The following is an 18,348-nucleotide window of genomic DNA, read 5'->3' as shown; positions in this document are numbered from 1 at the left end:
GCGGCGCGCAGGTGCGGGGGTAGTGGGGAAGCGGCAACCACCGGGGCCGGGAGCACAAAAACATGGACGACAACTAACTAGATTAAATCTAAATAGGCTCCATATTCCACGTGTCTGACGACTGAGTGGCCTACATCGTACCCATGTCGTAACTTTGCGGCCATTCCTGAGGCAGGCGGTAATCGCCGGCTTTTTTCCGCATCGGTCGCCCCGGTGACCGCGCTATTTGTCCAAACGCACGCTCCCGCGTATGAAAATTCCTACCAGACCGGCCGGCCCGACTCTTCTCCTGTTGGCTGCGCTTACATTCCAGTCACAGGCCGGGCTCGGCGGCAGCAATCTCGTCTTCTACGGCGTAGCTGCCCTGGCCATGATCCTCTTTTTCTACATCGTGGTCAGCGTCGCTGACAACTTCATGGTGATCGAATCCAAGTCGATCGGCATCGAGGACAGTAAGACGATGGGCTTGTTTCCGTCCTTCCGCGAGATCTTTCGGGGCAAGAAGCCGGATTACCTGGAGAAAGCCCACGTATACACCCTCACCAAGGGCTACGACATCCCGATGGAGGGAGAACCGGCCGAAGTGATCCGGGAGCCCAAGGTGACGCGTTTCGCCATTACCCCGCCCGATTTCTTCGGACTTATGCCCATCCCCAAGGTGATCGTGGAAGAGGGAGACACCGTGAAGGCCGGCGACCCGGTTTTTTACGACAAGAAGCTGGACCGCATCAAGTTCTGCGCCCCCGTCAGCGGGGAGGTGATCGCCATCAAGCGGGGCCTCAAGCGCTCGATCGCCGAGGTGGTCATCCTGGCCGACAACGAGCAGGTCACCCGCAACTACACCCTTCCCGCCGGAAATACTTCCCGCGAGGAGCTGGTGGATTTCCTGCTGGAAAGCGGCGTCTGGCCCTGTATCCGGCAGCGGCCCTACAACCGGCTGGCGGATCCCGACGTGGTGCCCCGCGACATCTTCATCTCGACCTTCGACACTTCGCCCGTCGGTCCGGACCTGCGGTTTTCCGTACGGGGCCGTATGGACGTGTTCCAGGCCGGTATCGACGTGGTACGCCGCCTTACCGACGGACTCGTTTACCTGGGCCTCGACGGCCGCGGAGACGATCCCAGCCCCTTCGCCGATGTCACGGGTACCCAGAACCGTTACTTCCGCGGCCCGCACCCCGCCGGTAACGTAGGTACGCAGATCCACCACATTCACCCCTGCGGCCCCGGAGACAATACCGTCTGGACGCTGGACGTCGACGCGGTGCTCCTCATCGGTGAGCTCTTCAAGAACGGGCGCTACGATACGACCCGCCTGGTAGCCCTCACCGGCGGCTCCTTCAGTGAGCCCTGCTACGTACGTACCCGCGCCGGCGCCAACATCGGCGAGCTTATCGCGGGAGAGAAAGTAGAAGAGAACTCTCGCATCATCAGTGGGGACGTGCTTTCCGGAGCGAAAAAAACCACGGACGGGTTCCTCAACTTCTTCGACAACCAGATCACGGCCATCCCCGAGGGCAACGAAGCGGAAATGTTCGGCTGGCTGCTACCGGTCAAGCCGCGGGCGTCCATTTCCCCGACGATCCCCGTCTTCAGCAAGCACCTCGACATTACCACCAACACCCACGGTGAGAAGCGTGCCTTCGTGGTCAACAACGACTACGAGCAGGTGCTGCCCATGGACATCTACCTTACGCAACTGATGAAGTCGATCCTCGTTAACGACCTGGAAAACATGGAAGGACTTGGCATTTACGAGCTCGTCCCCGAGGACGTAGCCCTCGCCGAATTCGCCTGCGTTTCCAAGCAGCCGCTGCAGCAGATATTGCGTCAGGGGCACGACACGATGATTGAGCAAGGTTAACTATCGAAAAATCCGGATTGTTAGCATACGCTAGTCCGCACTCATAAAGCTTCCCATGAAAGCACTTCACGATTTTGTCACCAAGCTCGAGCCGGACCACAAGGAGTCACCCTTCCTGGCTACGACCTACGACGCTTTCTACACCTTCCTGTTCCAGCCCCCCACCGTAACCAAGGGCGGGGTACACGTACGCGACGGGATGGACCTCAAACGGCAAATGGTGTGGGTGGTCCTCGCCCTGCAGTTGCTCTACGTATTCGGTACCTGGAACATCGGTAACCAGCACTTTCGGGCGCTCGGTCTCTATACCGGTACCCTCGAAGGGTTCCACCTGAAGATCGTCTACGGCCTGATTCAGATCATCCCGATCTTCGTGGTCACCCACGTGGTCGGTCTCGGCATCGAATTCATCTACGCCGCCAAGAAAGGCCACGCCGTAGAGGAAGGCTTTCTTGTCTCCGGCGCCCTGATCCCGCTGATCATGCCGCCGGATATCCCCCTGTGGATCCTGGCCATCTCCGTTGCCTTTGCTGTAGTTCTCGGTAAGGAAGCTTTCGGAGGTACCGGCATGAATATCTGGAACATCGCCCTGCTCGCACGGGTCTTTATCTTCTTTGCCTACCCCACCACCATCTCCGGTGACGAAGTATGGGTCAGTGGCATCGAAAAGGTAGACGTCGGCGTCTACGCCAGCGAGGCGTATAACTTCGTACACCACGGATTCGACTGGATCTTCGCCGGCCTCGGTTGGCACACTTTCGGAGCGGGCGGACAGCTCGTCGCCGATGGCTGGACGGGCGCCACCCCCCTCGGCATTGCCGCCAAGGAAGGTTGGGAAGGCGTCTCCGCCGTTTACGACCAGAGCAGCATCTTCTGGGGTACGATCCCCGGCTCCATCGGTGAATCCAGCGTACCGCTGATCCTCATCGGCATGGCCTTCATCATGTTTACCCGTATCGCGGACTACCGCGTGATCGTGGGAGGCCTGATCGGCTTCATGGTCGGTGGCTTCATGCTCAATGCGATCGCCCCCGCCGAACTTACCGCGGACACCCCCGGCATCTTCAAGTTCATGGCCATTCACCCGCTGCGGCAGATGATCATGGGCAGCTTCCTGTTCGCTATCACCTTTATGGCCACCGACCCGGTCAGTAGTGCCGACACCCCCACCGGTAAGTGGATCTACGGCTTCCTGATCGCCTTCATCGGCCTCATCATCCGGGTCCTCAACCCGGCCTACCCCGAAGGCTGGATGCTTTCCATCCTGCTGCTCAACACCTTCGCTCCCCTGATCGACCACTACGTCTACCAGGCCAACATCCGCCGCCGCGCCAAGCGTGTGGCTTCCATGGCCAAAACGCGCGACGAGCTGATCACCAAGCGCCAGGGTGATGTCGAGGTATTTACCCCGCAGAACGCCGAAGGATACCGCCCCGTCGGATCCACCGGCCAGATGTAACCCGCCCAAATAGCTCTAAGCATGAATACGAAATATATATACACCTTCGGCCTCATCATGACCGTAGTGGTTGCCCTGGCCCTGGCCGGCTTCCGCACCCTGACCGCCGATGCCGCCGCCCGGAACGAAGACATCTTCAACAAGCGCGAGATCCTCGCTACCGTAGCGGAGCCCCTGGCCGAGGCGGGTATGCCGATCGGTGACCTCACCGACGCGGACGTACTCCGCATCTTCGACGAACAGGTGGAGCAGCTCGTGGTGAACTCGGCGGGTGAGCCCGTTACCGATGCAGACTTCGCCAGTATCGACCTGGCCAAGGAATACAAGAAGCCCGAAGCGCAGCGGATCTACCCGGTCAACATCTTTGACCTGGACGGCGACAAGTACTACGTCTTCAGCGTACGCGGCAACGGCCTGTGGGATGCCATCTGGGGCAACATCGCCCTGGCGTCCGACCTCAACACCGTGACCGGAGCTTCCTTCGACCACGCCGGTGAAACTCCCGGCCTGGGCGCGGAGATCAAGGACAATGCCGGCTGGAAGTCCCAGTTCGAGGGCAAGAAGATCTATGACGGCGACCAGTTCGTCAGCATCATCGTCCGGAAGGGCGGCGCGGTTGATATGGAGCACGAAGTAGACGGCCTCAGCGGCGCCACCGTTACCGGCGACGGCGTGACCAAGATGCTGTACAACGGTCTTAAGGCCTATCAGCCCTACATTGATGAGCAGCGTGCCGGTGGCGAAACCACCAGCATGAACCTAAAGTAAACCCACCATGGCAGAATCAACCGAACTCAAAACCGGCGTAGTAGCCGACCCCAAGAAGCCCGCGGAAAAGGAACCGCTGTTTGGTAAGAAGGAGAAGATCCTCATTACCGATCCGCTGCTGGACAATAACCCGATCACCATCCAGGTCCTCGGGGTGTGCTCGGCCCTCGCGGTCACCTCGCTGGTCTACCCCTCCCTGGTAATGGCCGTGGCCGTAATCTTCGTTACCGGGATGTCGAGTTTTGCTACCTCCCTGATGCGGAATATCATTCCGAAGGCCGTCCGCCTGATCGTACAGCTCGTGATCATCGCTACGCTCGTAACCCTGGTAAACGAGGCGCTGAAGGTGCTCGCTTTCCCGGTCTACAAGCAGCTTTCGGTCTATATCGGCCTGATCATCACCAACTGTATCGTGATGGGCCGACTCGAGGCCTTCGCCATGGCCAACAAGCCCTGGCGCGCGCTACTGGACGGTATCGGCAACGGCCTCGGTTACGGATTGATCCTGGTCGCCGTGGGCGTGGTCCGCGAACTGTTCGGCAAGGGCAGCCTCTTCGCCGGCTCGCCGATCGCCATGAACATCATCGGCCCCAGCAACGACACCACCCAGTACTGGATCAACACCGCAGCGGACAGTGGTTTCGGTACCTATTTCAGCTGGTACGCCAACAACAACCTGATGGTTCTGCCGGCCGCGGCAATGTTCGTCATCGCGGTATTCATCTGGGTACAGCGGAGCTACAATACGAAACTGGTCGACGCTTCCTAAGCGGCCTGCTTACCGACCCGCAACGTTTCGTATCATCTACTAAAATCACCCTACCATGGGAGAATTTCTCAATATTTTCATCAAGTCGGCCTTCATCGAAAACATGGTGCTGGCTTACTTCCTCGGCATGTGCTCGTTCCTTGCGGTGTCGAAGACGCTCTCTACGGCTACCGGTCTCGGACTGGCCGTCATCTTTGTACTCGGTATCACGATGCCCATCAACTGGCTCATCAACGAGTACGTACTGATTCCGGCCGAGCTGGAGTTCCTGCGCTTCATCCTGTTCATCGCGGTAATCGCCTCCACCGTTCAGTTGGTGGAGATGGTCATTGAGAAGTTCAGCCCCGGCCTGTACGCGGCGCTGGGCATCTTCCTTCCCCTTATTACGGTGAACTGCGCCATCCTCGGCGGCAGCCTCTTCATGGTGAGCCGTGAGTACAACCTCACCGAGTCGATCGCCTTCGGCCTCGGCGGTGGGTTTGGCTGGTTCCTGGCAATCATCGCCCTGGCCGCCATCCGGGAGCGGATCCGCTACAGCAACGTGCCCCCCGCCCTGCGCGGATTGGGTATGGCCTTCCTGATTACCGGCCTCATGGGCATTGCTTTCCTGAGCCTCACGGGCATCGACCCCGCCGTATTCGCCGGCTGGAGCGAGGTCCCGGCTGAATAGATTTCCCCGATTAGATGAACCGTCGGCCCCCCGGCCGGCTTACGTATAAAATACGGTCTCATGATAACCATAGGATTAGCGGTAGTAGTATTCACTATCATCGTACTGGCCCTGATCACGATCCTGCTGGTGGCGCGCCGCCGGCTGGTCCCCCAGGGTGAGGTAAGTATCATCGTTAACGGCGACAAGGAGAACCCCCTCCGCGTGCAGCCCGGTAACTCCCTGCTCTCCGCCCTTTCCGATAAGAGCGTATTCCTGCCCTCCGCCTGCGGCGGCGGCGGAACCTGCGCTATGTGCGAGTGTGCAATCACCAAGGGCGGCGGCGACGTATTGCCCACCGAGCTTAACCACCTTACCCGCCGCGAAGTGGCGGAGAACAAGCGCCTGGCCTGTCAGGTGAAGGTGCGGCAGGATATGGAGATCCAGATCCCCGAAGAGATCTTCGGCATCAAGAAGTGGGAATGCACCGTAGACCGTAACTACAATGTAGCCACCTTCATCAAGGAATTCGTAGTACGCCTGCCCGAAGGAGAAACCCTCGACTTCGAGTCCGGCGGCTACATCCAGGTCGACGTACCGAAGTGTGAAGTAGCCTTCAAGAACTTCGACATCACCCCCCACCCGGTCTTCCACAAGGGAGCCCCCGCGGACAAGTTCAAGCCCGACTGGGACAAGTTCGGTATGTGGGACTTCGTCATGAAGAACGACGAAGAGCAGTTCCGCGCCTACTCCATGGCCAACCACCCGGGAGAGGGCGACATCATCATGTTGAACATTCGTATCGCTCCGCCGCCCTTCGACCGGCAGAAAGGAGCCTACATGGACGTCAATCCCGGTGTCTGCTCCAGCTACGTCTTCAACCAGACTCCTGGCGACAAGGTGACGATCTCCGGTCCCTACGGTGAGTTCTTCATCAAACCTACCGACAAAGAGATGGTCTACATCGGCGGTGGTGCCGGCATGGCCCCCCTCCGCAGCCACATTTTTCACCTTTTCCATACCGTGAAGACCGACCGCAAGGTCAGCTACTGGTACGGTGGCCGCTCCAAAGCCGAGCTTTTCTACACCGAGGAATTCCGCGCCATCGAGGAGGACTTTCCCAACTTCAAGTACCACATCGCCCTCAGCGATGCCCTCCCCGAGGATAACTGGGACGGTATGACCGGCTTTATCCACCAGGCCGTCCTCGACAACTACCTCAAGGATCACCCCGAGCCCGAAGAGATCGAGTACTACCTCTGTGGTCCTCCGCTGATGCTGCAGGCGGTTCAGAATATGCTGGACGAGCTGGGCGTGCCCGAGGAGAATATCGCTTTCGACGACTTCGGCTCCTAGCACGATGCGGCTTCCGGCCGCGCAGTAAAATGCAGTCTCCGACTGCGACGAAGCCCGCTGACATACTGTGTCAGCGGGCTTTTGCTTTTACCATTGGGAGGTAGGTAATGCAAGCAGCCTGCGGCGATACGGAGGTTTTGGTTTCTCAGCACCGATGTGTTGGGTTTCTTCAGGGCTGATGAAGGGTAGCCTTACAGGCTGGCTGTGGCACCGATGGGGTTAGTTTCACGCAGATCGCCTGCGGCCTACACAGAGGCGCTGCGCTTCAGCACAGATGGCCACAGATTCCCGCAGGACTGATGCGGAGGCGCGCAGGACTGACGCGGGATTTCGCAGATTAGGCCCGACCTGCGGTCAGTCCGCGGTACCGGCGCGCACTACTCCGTGGGGATCGGTACCCACCACACTGCCAGGAGGCACCAAACTGACTACGTAGTCAACTGGGTAGCAGGACCGCCCTTGCGAACGCCCGGGGTCCGGGCCGCGAAGCGGCGTGAAGAAACATGCACTGTATGAGCCGGTACAAATAGTAGGGTTCCAAATAAGTAGCAGTCGGCTACAGAGCCAAGCGAAGCATCTGATGCCCACGCCAGTTTGCAGGTTTTAGCCGGTTCGGGGTTTGGACACCGATCAGGCGGGCGCAGAGGCTTGATCTTTTGGTTCTTTTCCATCAAGGGAAAAGAACGAAAGCGGGTCCTCGCAGAGATAAGGTTTCACGCAGATCGCCTGCGGCTTACACAGAGGCGCTGCGCTCGGGTACAGATGGCCACAGGTTTGCACAGGACTGACGCGGAGGCGCGCAGGACTGACGTGGGATTACACGGATAGGCCAGACCTGCGGTCTAGCCGCGGTACTGACACGTACACCATTGAATGGTCGCTAGCGATTACAGCACTATCATAAGTTGCGTATCACTTTACCAGCCCCAAATCCTTCACGCTAAAAACGAAGATGGCCCCGTAACCAACCGCCAGCAGGGCGTGGAAGACAATGAAGGTGGTATTCTGGAGGTAAATACCCGCCGCGACGGCTCCCAGAAAGTACAGGCTCAACAGCCCTTCCCCCACCGTAATCCAGTTGAGGGAACCGGAGAGATACCGCTTGCTGCGCAGACGGTCCGCCACGGAATTGATGTTGAACTTCGGGGTACGCACGAAGGGGCTCTTCCGGCCCCGGTATCCCTGCAATACGGCCACCGAATTGTGCAGCGACAGTCCCATACTCAGCGCCAGAAACAGGGGAAAGAGGATCAGGAACTTTACGACCGACCGGAAAAAGCTCGGATCCGTATTTGCTACGCTCCGCACGTTGGCTACGTAGTACACGGCGATGACTGATAATAGCCCGGCCAGAAATACCCCGAAAATGTGCTTGCTGACGCCGAACTCCGCCAGCGTACCCAGCAGGAACAGCAAGGGAACGCTGAACACCGCGCACAGAAAGACGAACAGGAAGATCGACGACGCCAACAGGTGCACCGTGGCGTGGACCTTATGGCCCGTGGCCAGGCCGCTCCGCCATACGGTGGGCAGGAGCTTGCGGGCGGTCTCGGCCCCGCCCTTCATCCACCGGTGCTGCTGGCTCTTGAAGCCGTTCATCTCCACGGGGAGCTCGGCGGGGCTGCCCACCTCTTCCAGGTAGCGGATATGGTACCCGGCCAACTGGCTGCGAATGCTCAGATCGAGGTCCTCGGTGAGGGTGTCGGGTTGCCAACCGCCCCCGGCCTCGATTGCGGCGCGGCGCCACACCCCGGCGGTGCCGTTGAACTGCAACAGGTGTCCACCCTTCATGCGGCCTACCTGCTCGACCGTAAAGTGCACGTTGAGCTGCAGGGCCTGCAGGCGCGTGATGAGGTTGTAGTCCTGATTAAGGTGCTCCCACCGGGTCTGGACCACCCCGGTAGCCGGATCGGCAAAGAACGGGATCGTCCGGCGCAGAAACTGCGGATTGGGAACGAAGTCGGCGTCAAAGATCGCCATGAACTCCCCCCTTGCCTCGGCCATCCCGTCCCGCAGGGCTCCCGCCTTGTACCCGTCACGGTGGGGCCGGATGATCTGCCGGATCCGTACCCCCTGCGCGCGGTAGGCGGCTACCTTGGCGGCTACCAACGCTACGGTCTCGTCGGTGCTGTCGTCCAATACGTGAATCTCGAAACGGTCGCGCGGATAGTCAAAGGCGGCCACCGCGTCGATCAGGCGGCCGATGACGTAGTATTCGTTAAAGATGGGCAGCTGTACGGTCACGAAGGGCAGGGCGGGCGCGTCCGCGGGTGCAACGTCGGTTTCCGGGGGGTAAGCGACGCGGGCCGATCCGCCCCCGGCCGGACTGGCGTAGCACTGGCGCTGATCTTCCCGCACGGGGGCATCCTGCGGCGGGGCGGCCGGCGGCGCGGGTGCCGGATTGTGCTGATAGTGGTACAGCAGGTTGAACTGCAGCAGGCAGTAAGCAGTGATGTAGAGCAGACTGACAGTATATATGGCCAGTACTACGAAGGCGAGTACGGTCATGCTACAACAGCTTGAAGATGGTCCAGAGAATCTTGTGGCCGGCCAGCAATGTTCCGCGTACGGTACCCGAGATCTTGGAGTGCCCGATCCGGCGTCGGTAGCGGACGGGCACCTCCGTACAGCGAAGCCCCGCCTTAGCGGCGCGGACCTGCATCTCTACCGTCCAGCCAAAATCCGGATCCCGCATCCCCAGCGCGCGGAGGGCGGGATAGCGAATGGCCCGGAAGGGCCCCAGGTCGGTAAAGGGGACAGCGTAAAACAAACGGATCAGATTAGTAGCGAGCCAGTTGCCGAAGCGTTGCGGAAAGGTCATGCTACCGGCCTCCGCTCTCCCGAGCGCCCGGGAACCGATGACGAGGTCGTAGCCTTCCGTGATAATGGGAGCCACCAGCGACGGCAGTTCGGCCGGGTAGTCGCTGTAGTCGCCATCGACGAATACCACGATATCGGGCCACTCGGCGGGGGGGCGGGCCGCGATGTGGGCCATGCCGCGCAGGCAGGCGGAGCCATAGCCGGACCGCGTTTCCCTCACCACCGTTGCACCCGCGGCCGCGCCTGCCTCGGCGGTACGGTCGGAGCTGTTGTTGTCGCAGACGATGACTTCGCGCAACCGTGCCCGGGGAAGCTCCGCCACCACTTTGCCAATGCTTGCCTCTTCGTTAAAGGCGGGAATGATGACATCAATAACGGGACGGGCGGTCGGCAACTCGGTTCTTTACACAAAGATACGCCGTCGGCCCCGGCCCGGTTTGTCGGCGGCGGGCCCTAGCTCAGGCCTCCGTCGACGCTGATCACCTGTCCGGTAACGTAGCTGCTCATATCGGAGCCGAGCCAGATGCAGACGTTCGCGATCTCCTCCGGCTTGCCGAAGCGCTTCAGGGGGATGTTGGCGAGGTAGCTGTCGCGGACCTTCTCGGGCAGCTCGTCGGTCATGTCGGTCTCGATGAAGCCCGGGGCCACGACGTTGCAGCGCAGGTTACGGCTGCCCATTTCCTTGGCGATGGACTTGCTGAAGCCGATGATGCCGGCCTTACTGGCGGCGTAGTTGGCCTGTCCGGCGTTGCCCTGGATGCCGACGATGCTCGACATATTGATGATGCTGCCGCCGCCGCGCATCATGGTCCGCATGGCGTGCTTGGTCAGGTTGAAGACCGACTTCAGGTTGTTGTCCATGACGGTGTCCCACTGCTCCTCGTTCATCCGGAGCATGAGGGTGTCGCGGGTGACACCGGCATTATTGATCAGGATGTGGAGGCCGCCCAGCTCGCTGACGACGGCCTTGACGAGTTCCTCGGCCTGGGCGTAGTCGCTGGCGTCACTCTGGAAGGCCTTCACGTCGTCGCCCAGTTCCGCTACCAGGGCGTCGGCGGGTCCGGCCGAGCTGCGGTACGTGAAGGCGACTTTGGCACCGGCGGCGTGGAGGGCCCGGACTAGGGAGGCGCCGATGCCGCGGGAACCGCCGGTAATGAGGGCTACTTTTCCGTCAAGTAAGCTCATAGGGGGGGATCTTTTTTTTGGTGACCGCCAAAGGTAGGGTAAACTTAACCTCCTGCCGGGGCCTTTTACTAACTCACTAAAGACTCAGCCATGTTCGGAGATATGATGAAGCAGATGGAAGAGATGCAGGCCAAAATGCAGGAGCAGCTGGCCCAGCAGACCTTCGAGGCAGAAACCGGCGGTGTCCGCGTGACCTGTGACGGTACCCGCAAGATTCATAACGTGAGCATTGACGCGGAGCAGATCGACCTGTCCGACACCGAGGAACTCGAGGACCTGATCGTCGTGGCCACCAACCGGGCCCTGGAGCAGGCCGCAGAGTACGAGGCCAAACAGGCCGGCGGTATGATGGACAATATGCTTCCCGGCGGACTCGGAAGCCTGCTTGGCGGATAAATCTTAACCTTACGGCCTACCGGCCAGCCTTGGATTCATGGAAGAACTCGCGGGTATTATCATTCTCGGAATTTTCGCCCAGTGGCTGGCCTGGCGCGTAAAGATTCCCGCGATCCTGCCGCTTATCGTGATCGGCCTGCTCGTCGGACCGGTATCTACCCTGCTTACCGCTGACGGTGAGAAGCTCATTGACCCCATCTATCACCTCATCGGAGACACGGACCGCGGAACCGGTCTTTTCCCGGGAGAATCGCTTTTTTTCTTCGTCAGCCTGGCCATCGGCGTCATTCTCTTTGAGGGTGGGCTTACCCTCCAATTCCGGGAAGTACGGGAAACCCAGCGCTCTATCCTGCGGCTTATCTCCATCGGCAGCGCGATCACCTTTATCGGTGCCGGCCTGGCCGCCCACTACATTATGGAGCTGAGCTGGAGCATCAGCTTTCTCTTTGCAGCGCTCATCATCGTGACTGGTCCGACGGTCATCGCTCCCATCCTGCAGAATATCCCGCTTAACCGCAACGTGAGTACGGTACTTAAGTGGGAGGGTATTCTGATCGACCCGCTGGGGGCGCTGGTAGCGGTACTGGTATTCGAGTTTGTCCGCTCGACCGACCACGGGTTCGGCTTTACGGGGGAGGCCCTGCGCACCTTCGTGCAGATCATCATTTACGGGGGTACCCTCGGTTTCCTGATGGGGTACGCCCTGTTCCACATTATCAAGCGGGAGCTGGTCCCGCACTACCTGCTCAACGTGTTCATCCTGGCTTACGTCCTGTTCATTTTCGTGATCAGCGACCAATTAGCCCACGAATCCGGCCTGCTGGCGGTGGTGGTCATGGGACTTGTTCTGGCCAACAAGGACGTGCCGCGCATCAAGGAGATCCTGAGTTTCAAGGAATCGCTCAGCGTTTTGCTGATCTCGATCCTCTTCATTTTGCTCGCCGCCAACATGAACATGTCGGAGCTGCGGCTCCTGACCGAGGACTGGCGGCCACTTGCCCTGTTCGGCTTCGTTATCCTGGTGCTCCGACCCCTCAGTGTATTCATCAGCACGGCACGGGGTAGCCTGAACTTTCGGGAGAAACTCTTCATCAGCTGGGTGGGCCCCCGGGGGATCGTAGCGGCGGGCATCGCCTCGCTGTTCGGCCTCAATCTGGCCGCCGAAGGCGTACCCGGCGCCCAGTACATCACCCCGCTGGTCTTCATGATCGTACTCGGCACGGTGCTCATCAACGCTACTACCGCCCGCCTGGTCGCCCGCCTCCTCGGCGTGATACAGGATACGTCCAGTGGCGTCCTGGTGCTGGGGGCCAACGATTTTACGATCAGCATCGGCCAGTACCTGAAGGAGCAGGGACGGGAGGTATTTCTGGTAGACAGCAACAGCAGCAATATTCGCCGGGCGCGGGAGAAAGGGCTGCGGGGCATCGTGGCCAACATCTACAACTCCGACCTCAGCGAGGAATACGACCTACTGGACGTGGGTTACATGCTGGCCCTCACCGGCAGCAACGACGTGAACACCTACGCCATCAACCGCTACGAGGACATCTTCGGAGAGCGCGGGGCGTACCGGCTTATCAGTGCCGAGGAAATGAAGAGCGCCGGGAAAACGCAGGACGAGGAACACATTTTCAGCCACAACGACGACTTCATCAACTTCAGCGAGGCGCACCGGGAGGCATCGGTGATCCACGAGCGCGAACTGTACAGCCAGCGGGAGTTGCTCGATCTGCTGCTGATGGCCGGAGAGGAAAAATATTCCATCCCCCTGTTCATCAAATCTCCGGATGGCAGCCTGCAGGTCGTACCCTACGATGCCGAAAGCCTCGACGTGGACGACGGGGGGTACCAGCTGGTGTACCTGGGCGTCAAACTGCCGGATGTGAAGTCGCACCGACAAATTCCTGAGAGCAAACAGAGCGTATGATCCCCTATCTTTACGGGAACGCGTATAGAATTTTCTTTTATATCGGCCTTTCGGGATAGACCAAACCAGCTCCTGCGGCCGTTTTTGCTTTAGTTACTGTACTGGAATACTACCTTATGCAATACCTTCTCCTGCTAGCCCTATTGGGCTGCACCACGGTATCCTTTGCACAGGATCCCGCGGACATCTTCCACAAGACGGTTGACGTTGACGACGTCAACGAGATCACCTTCGACGTATATGCGAAGGACCAGCTGGAGTTCCGCTCCTGGCCCGGCGACGACCTGCTCATCGAGACCAGCGTACAGATCAAGAACGTCAAGCAAGACATCCTCGACTTCTACCTGCGGCAAAAGCGGTACGTGCTCAAGCCCACCGTAAGCGGTGACCAGATGCAGCTCGTCAGTTTCGACAAGAACCGGCGGGTGGTCAAGGGTACCGAGGGCAGTGCCTTCGAAGAGGTCACCATCGTGGTGTACCTGCCCGAGGACTTCAGCCCCGCGGGCGACCGACAGTATACGCGCGCCCACAAATAATCCGGACCGGCGGGGCGGCGTACCTTTGCCCCGATGCCGACCACCCTGGAGATCAAGCTTGCCCCCGCCGACCTGAACGACGCGAACGCCCTGCGACGGGCCGTGCTGCGACAGGGTAACCTCACCGATGCCGCCGTTGCCGATATCGTGGTCAACCGCCGGAGCATCGACGCCCGCGGCGCCCGACCCGTCTACCGCCTGCGGGTCGACGTAACCGGCCCCGGGGAAGACCCGACGCCGGAGTCTCCCCCTTCCTTCCAATTGCGCGACGTGGCCGACGCTCCCGCCGTTGTCGTTGTGGGATGTGGGCCGGCGGGCATGTTCGCCGCCCTGGAGCTGATCGAGCTCGGCCTGCGACCCATCATTATCGAGCGAGGCCGTGACGTCCGGGCCCGGCGCCGGAGCCTACGGGCAATCCAGCAGTTCGGTGAAGTGGACCCCGACAGCAACTACTGCTTCGGCGAGGGCGGGGCCGGCACCTACAGCGACGGCAAGCTCTACACCCGCAGCCTCAAGCGCGGCAACTACCTCAAGGCGCTCCAGGCACTGGTGGCCCACGGGGCGCAGCCGGACATCCTCATCGACGCCCACCCGCACATCGGCTCCAACAAACTACCGGGTGTAGTGGCCAACCTGCGACAGACGATCCTCGACCACGGTGGGGAGATCCGCTTCGGCCATCGCGTAACCGACCTGGAATACGGTGAGGACCTGGAGGCGCTCATCATCACGGATCCCGAGGGAAGTACGTACCGATTGCCCGCCGCAGCCTACGTACTGGCCACCGGACACTCCGCCCGGGACATCTACTACCTGCTGCACGAACGGGGCCTGCGCATCGAGGCCAAACCCTTCGCCCTCGGGGTACGCATCGAACACCCCCAGCCCCTGATCGACCGTATCCAGTACGGACGGGCGGAGCGGGAAGAGAACCTGCCCGCCAGCAGCTACAAGCTGGTAGCCCAGGTGGCCGAGCGGGGGGTCTTCAGTTTTTGCATGTGTCCGGGGGGGCTCGTAGTGCCCGCCGCTACCGCTCCGGGCGAGATTGTAGTCAACGGAATGAGCCTCTCACGCCGCGACAGCCCGTACGCCAATTCCGGTACCGTAGTCGCCGTGGAGACCGAGGACCTGGCCCCCTACGCCGAGCACGGGGTATTTGCCGGCCTTGCCTTCCAGCAGGCAGTCGAGCGGGCCATGTTTGCCAGCGGCGACGGCAGCCAACGGGCACCGGCCCAGCGCCTGCCCGATTTTGCCAGTGGCAAGGTATCGCGTGACCTTCCCGCCACGAGCTACATTCCGGGGCTGCACGCCGCCCCTCTGCACGAGCTGCTGCCCGCAGGTATCTACAGCCGGCTGCAGGAGGGGGTCCGGGTGTTCGGCCGCAAGATGAAGGGATACTATACGGAGGAGGCCAACGTGATCGGTACCGAAAGCCGTACCTCCTCGCCCGTGCGCATTCCCCGCGACCGCAAGTCCCTCCAGCACCCCCAGGCGGCTTCGCTCTTTCCCTGCGGGGAGGGGGCCGGCTTCGCGGGTGGCATCCTCAGCGCCGCCATGGACGGGCAGAACGTGGCGCGGGCCGTAGCCGCCAAGGTGCTCCAAAAGTGAGCCTGGCCCGCGGTGCAGCCGGCGGGCTCCTGCTCTCGGCCGGCGTGCTCTACCTGGGCTTTGCGGTAGATCGTACCGGCTTCTGGCCGCTGTTTGCCGCCTTCACCACCGCCTTCGCCGGCTACCTGCTGTGCGTCTACCGCCCGACGCTTCGCGGGCTCCGGTACTGGATCGGCCTGGGCGTCCTGTTGCGGATCGTACTGGTCTTTGCGTTTCCGCGCCTCAGCGACGACGTATACCGCTTTGTCTGGGACGGCCACCTGGTGGCGGCCGGAGAAAACCCATTTGTGCATCCGCCTGCTTATTACTCCGCCACCGGCACGGGCCCCGGGGGCAACGACGCCCGGTTATTCGAGCGGCTGAATTCGCAGGCGTACCATTCCGTGTATCCCCCGGTCGCCCAGGCGGTATTCGCGGTGGCGGTAATGGTGAGCCCCCACAGCTGGTACGGGGCGGCGGTGGTCATGAAGCTGTTCCTGCTGCTGACCGAACTGGCTACCCTGTGGCTATTGCTGCGATTACTGGCGGGCTTCGGCCTGCCGCGCGGGCGACTGTTGCTGTACTATCTCAATCCCCTCATCCTGGTGGAGATCGTGGGCAACCTGCACTTCGAGGGGGCGATGGTGGCCTTTCTGCTCCTGTCCCTGTACCTGCTCACGCGCAGCCGGTACGGCGGGGCCGCGGGTGCGATGGCTCTCTCGGTCGGGAGCAAGTTGTTGCCACTCATGTTGCTGCCGTTTCTGTTACGGCGATTGTGGGGGAGGCCCTTCTGGACCTTTTTCCTATATCTGGGGGCGGGGTTGGGGCTACTGTTCGTACCGCTGCTGATCGGGAGCGGCTTTCTGAGCGGCTTCGGCAACAGCCTGGACCTGTACTTCCGGAAATTTGAATTTAACGCCAGCCTCTACTACCTGCTGCGAAGCTACGGCTACCACGAGCTGGGGTGGAACCAGATCGCCCGTTTCGGCCCGCTGCTCGCCCGTCTGGCGGCGGGCGTGATCTTTATCGTCGCCCTGGCGGACCGCCGTACCGACTGGCGTTCGCTGCCGGGGGGCTGGCTGGCGGCCTTTGTGCTGTATTTGCTCTGCGCCACCACCGTCCATCCCTGGTACCTGACGGTGCCGGTGGTGCTGTGTTGCTTCACCCCCTGGCGGTTCCCCCTGCTGTGGTCGTACCTGATCATGCTGACCTACACCAGCTATACTGTGGTGCCCTATACTGAGAACCTCTGGCTGGTCGGCGCGGAATACGCGCTGGTAGGCGTGTATTTTTTGCTGGAGCGGGGGTGGATAAAAAAAGAAAGGTCCGTACTTTCGTACGGACCTCAAGTGTAGCTTTCAGACTACCGAAATAACTGGAATTTAGTGCGGCCGAGCCGCAGGGATTATAATACAAACCTTCAAAACGTGGCGGTGGGAAAACCAACAATCCCGGGCGCCAGAAAAGTGAACACGCTTTTTGGAAAAACTCGATAGGACGTTGCACCGTCCCTTTCGATAAGTCAAAGATAGGGGGAGGGGGGAGGGGGCAGCACCCCACGATCGTGGGGTGGGGGGCATAATTTTAGTTAAAATCGGCTTAATGAGCGCTATCCGGCGACGGGTTGCAGGGACAGTTTTGCGGCGGCCTCTACCATCTTGCGGTAGGCGGCTTCGTACTCGTTCGGAATGTCTCCGTCGAGGATCGCTTCGCGGACCGCATCCTTTATAGTACCCACCTCGCGGCTCGGCGGAATGCCGAACGTTTCCATGATCAGTTCGCCGGAAATGGGAGGCTGCCAGTTGCGGAGGTGGTCCTTTTCCTCGATCTCCTTCATGCGCTCGCGCAGCCCTTCGTAGTTGGTCAGGTAACGACGCACCTTTTGGGGGTTCTTGCTGGTGATGTCGCTTTCGCAAAGGGTCATCAGGTCGTCGATGTCGTCGCCCGCATCGTAAAGAATACGGCGTACGGCCGAGTCGCTGATCTCTTCCTGGGTGAGGGAGATGGGGCGCTGGTGCAGGGCTACGAGTTTCTGCACGTACTTCAGCCGGTCGTTGGGCAGACGGAGGCGGCGGAAGATCTTCGGTACCATGCGTTCCCCGACGGCGTCGTGGGCGTGGAAGGTCCAGCCGACCCCCTCTTCCCAACGCTTGGTTTTCGCCTTACCGATATCGTGCAGCAGGGCGGCCCAGCGCAGCCACAAATCCGGGCTGCGGTCGGCCAGGTTATCTACCACTTTGGTGGTATGGATAAAGTTGTCCTTGTGCTTGCGGCCGTTGCGGCTCTCCACGCCCCGCAGGGCCGCCAGCTCGGGCAGGATGTACTGCAACAATCCGCTTTCGTCCAGCAACCGGAGGCCGACGCTTGGCTGGGACGCTAGGAGGATCTTGTTGAGCTCCGTCGCGATGCGTTCCCAGCTGATGATCTTGATGCGCTCGCGGTGCTCCTTGATGGCGCGGAAGGTGATGGGGTCGATCCGGAAGCCCAGTTGGGTAGCGAAGCGGATGGCCCGCAGCATTCGCAGGGGATCGTCACTGAAGGTCTTGCCGGGCTCGAGCGGGGTCACGATCCGCTTGGCCTCCAAGTCCTCCAGCCCGTTGAAGGGATCGATGATGGAGCCGTAGTCGTGCTCGTTGAGGCTGATCGCCAGGGCGTTGATGGTAAAGTCGCGGCGGTTCTGGTCGTCGGCCAGGGAGCCGGACTCGACGGTGGGCTTGCGGCTATCGGAGCGGTAGCTCTCCTTGCGGGCCCCCACGAACTCTATTTCCAGGTCGCGGTGCTTCAGGGCGGCGGTGCCGAAGCGCTTGTAGACGGTGACCCGGCTGCGGGGGTGTAGGTTCTCGCCCACGCGGCGGGCCAGGTCGATGCCGCTGCCCACGCAGACAATGTCGAGGTCCTTACTGGGGCGCGCCAGCAGCCGGTCGCGGACGTAGCCCCCGACCACATAGGTGGGGTAGCCCAGATCGGCGGCCGACCGGCCGATCACTTCGAAAATCTTACGCTCGTCTTCCCGGATCTGAAATATCATA

Annotated in this window: 15 protein-coding genes; 11 read left to right on the top strand and 4 right to left on the bottom strand. The window is 60.8% G+C overall.

Annotated elements, in window-relative coordinates:
- Positions 1 to 250 precede the first annotated feature (250 nt).
- From DQG19_RS19740 to nqrF, 6 genes are read left to right on the top strand one after another with little or no spacing between them, the layout of a single operon-like run.
- On the top strand, positions 251 to 1,864 hold the full coding sequence (locus DQG19_RS19740) for a Na(+)-translocating NADH-quinone reductase subunit A (protein WP_116128129.1): 1,614 nt from the start codon (positions 251 to 253) through the stop codon (positions 1,862 to 1,864).
- Positions 1,865 to 1,919: 55 nt separating this feature from the next.
- Positions 1,920 to 3,323, top strand: a complete 1,404-nt coding sequence (gene nqrB / locus DQG19_RS19735) for an NADH:ubiquinone reductase (Na(+)-transporting) subunit B (RefSeq protein ID WP_116128127.1) — start codon at positions 1,920 to 1,922, stop codon at positions 3,321 to 3,323.
- Between the two features lie 21 nt (positions 3,324 to 3,344).
- The gene (locus DQG19_RS19730) at positions 3,345 to 4,091 is read left to right on the top strand and encodes an FMN-binding protein (protein WP_116128125.1); all 747 of its coding nucleotides are present in this window, start codon (positions 3,345 to 3,347) and stop codon (positions 4,089 to 4,091) included.
- A 7-nt stretch (positions 4,092 to 4,098) separates the two neighbouring features.
- On the top strand, positions 4,099 to 4,860 hold the full coding sequence (locus DQG19_RS19725; RefSeq protein ID WP_116128123.1) for an NADH:ubiquinone reductase (Na(+)-transporting) subunit D: 762 nt from the start codon (positions 4,099 to 4,101) through the stop codon (positions 4,858 to 4,860).
- 55 nt (positions 4,861 to 4,915) lie between these two features.
- Positions 4,916 to 5,530 carry an NADH:ubiquinone reductase (Na(+)-transporting) subunit E gene (gene nqrE / locus DQG19_RS19720; protein WP_116128121.1) on the top strand — a complete coding sequence of 205 codons (615 nt, stop codon included), beginning with the start codon at positions 4,916 to 4,918 and terminating at the stop codon, positions 5,528 to 5,530.
- Positions 5,531 to 5,590: 60 nt separating this feature from the next.
- Positions 5,591 to 6,865, top strand: a complete 1,275-nt coding sequence (gene nqrF, locus DQG19_RS19715) for an NADH:ubiquinone reductase (Na(+)-transporting) subunit F (protein WP_116128118.1) — start codon at positions 5,591 to 5,593, stop codon at positions 6,863 to 6,865.
- A gap of 912 nt (positions 6,866 to 7,777) precedes the next feature.
- Here the strand turns inward: nqrF and DQG19_RS19710 are convergent.
- The 3 genes from DQG19_RS19710 to fabG are packed head-to-tail and all read right to left on the bottom strand — an operon-like array spanning position 7,778 to position 10,870.
- The gene (locus DQG19_RS19710; RefSeq protein WP_116128116.1) at positions 7,778 to 9,373 is read right to left on the bottom strand and encodes a glycosyltransferase; all 1,596 of its coding nucleotides are present in this window, start codon (positions 9,371 to 9,373) and stop codon (positions 7,778 to 7,780) included.
- Between the two features lies 1 nt (position 9,374).
- Positions 9,375 to 10,079, bottom strand: coding sequence for a glycosyltransferase family 2 protein (locus DQG19_RS19705; protein WP_116128114.1), 705 nt, complete (start codon positions 10,077 to 10,079; stop codon positions 9,375 to 9,377).
- Positions 10,080 to 10,138: 59 nt separating this feature from the next.
- Positions 10,139 to 10,870, bottom strand: coding sequence for a 3-oxoacyl-[acyl-carrier-protein] reductase (gene fabG, locus DQG19_RS19700; protein ID WP_116128112.1), 732 nt, complete (start codon positions 10,868 to 10,870; stop codon positions 10,139 to 10,141).
- A 90-nt stretch (positions 10,871 to 10,960) separates the two neighbouring features.
- Between fabG and DQG19_RS19695 the strand changes: the two genes are divergently transcribed.
- The 5 genes from DQG19_RS19695 to DQG19_RS19675 all read left to right on the top strand — a co-directional run bounded on the left by DQG19_RS19695 (position 10,961) and on the right by DQG19_RS19675 (position 16,674).
- Complete coding sequence (locus DQG19_RS19695) at positions 10,961 to 11,266, top strand: YbaB/EbfC family nucleoid-associated protein (RefSeq protein WP_116128110.1); 306 nt, start codon at positions 10,961 to 10,963, stop codon at positions 11,264 to 11,266.
- A gap of 37 nt (positions 11,267 to 11,303) precedes the next feature.
- Positions 11,304 to 13,196 carry a cation:proton antiporter gene (locus DQG19_RS19690; RefSeq protein WP_116128108.1) on the top strand — a complete coding sequence of 631 codons (1,893 nt, stop codon included), beginning with the start codon at positions 11,304 to 11,306 and terminating at the stop codon, positions 13,194 to 13,196.
- A gap of 116 nt (positions 13,197 to 13,312) precedes the next feature.
- A complete protein-coding gene (locus DQG19_RS19685; RefSeq protein WP_116128106.1) occupies positions 13,313 to 13,732 on the top strand; it encodes a hypothetical protein in 420 nt (139 codons plus the stop codon).
- Between the two features lie 33 nt (positions 13,733 to 13,765).
- Positions 13,766 to 15,340, top strand: coding sequence for an NAD(P)/FAD-dependent oxidoreductase (locus tag DQG19_RS19680; RefSeq protein ID WP_116128104.1), 1,575 nt, complete (start codon positions 13,766 to 13,768; stop codon positions 15,338 to 15,340).
- Positions 15,337 to 16,674: a hypothetical protein gene (locus DQG19_RS19675; RefSeq protein WP_116128101.1), complete on the top strand. Its 1,338-nt coding sequence runs from the start codon at positions 15,337 to 15,339 to the stop codon at positions 16,672 to 16,674. The genes DQG19_RS19680 and DQG19_RS19675 overlap by 4 nt, the downstream gene beginning before the upstream one ends.
- A 254-nt stretch (positions 16,675 to 16,928) precedes the next feature.
- Here the strand turns inward: DQG19_RS19675 and DQG19_RS19670 are convergent, their stop codons facing one another.
- Positions 16,929 to 18,347, bottom strand: coding sequence for a CCA tRNA nucleotidyltransferase (locus DQG19_RS19670; RefSeq protein WP_116128099.1), 1,419 nt, complete (start codon positions 18,345 to 18,347; stop codon positions 16,929 to 16,931).
- Position 18,348 lies beyond the last annotated feature (1 nt).

The organism is Lewinella sp. IMCC34183, assembly GCF_003390915.1.
Lineage (GTDB): Bacteria > Bacteroidota > Bacteroidia > Chitinophagales > Saprospiraceae > Neolewinella.
This window is presented reverse-complemented; position numbering and strand designations above follow the sequence as displayed.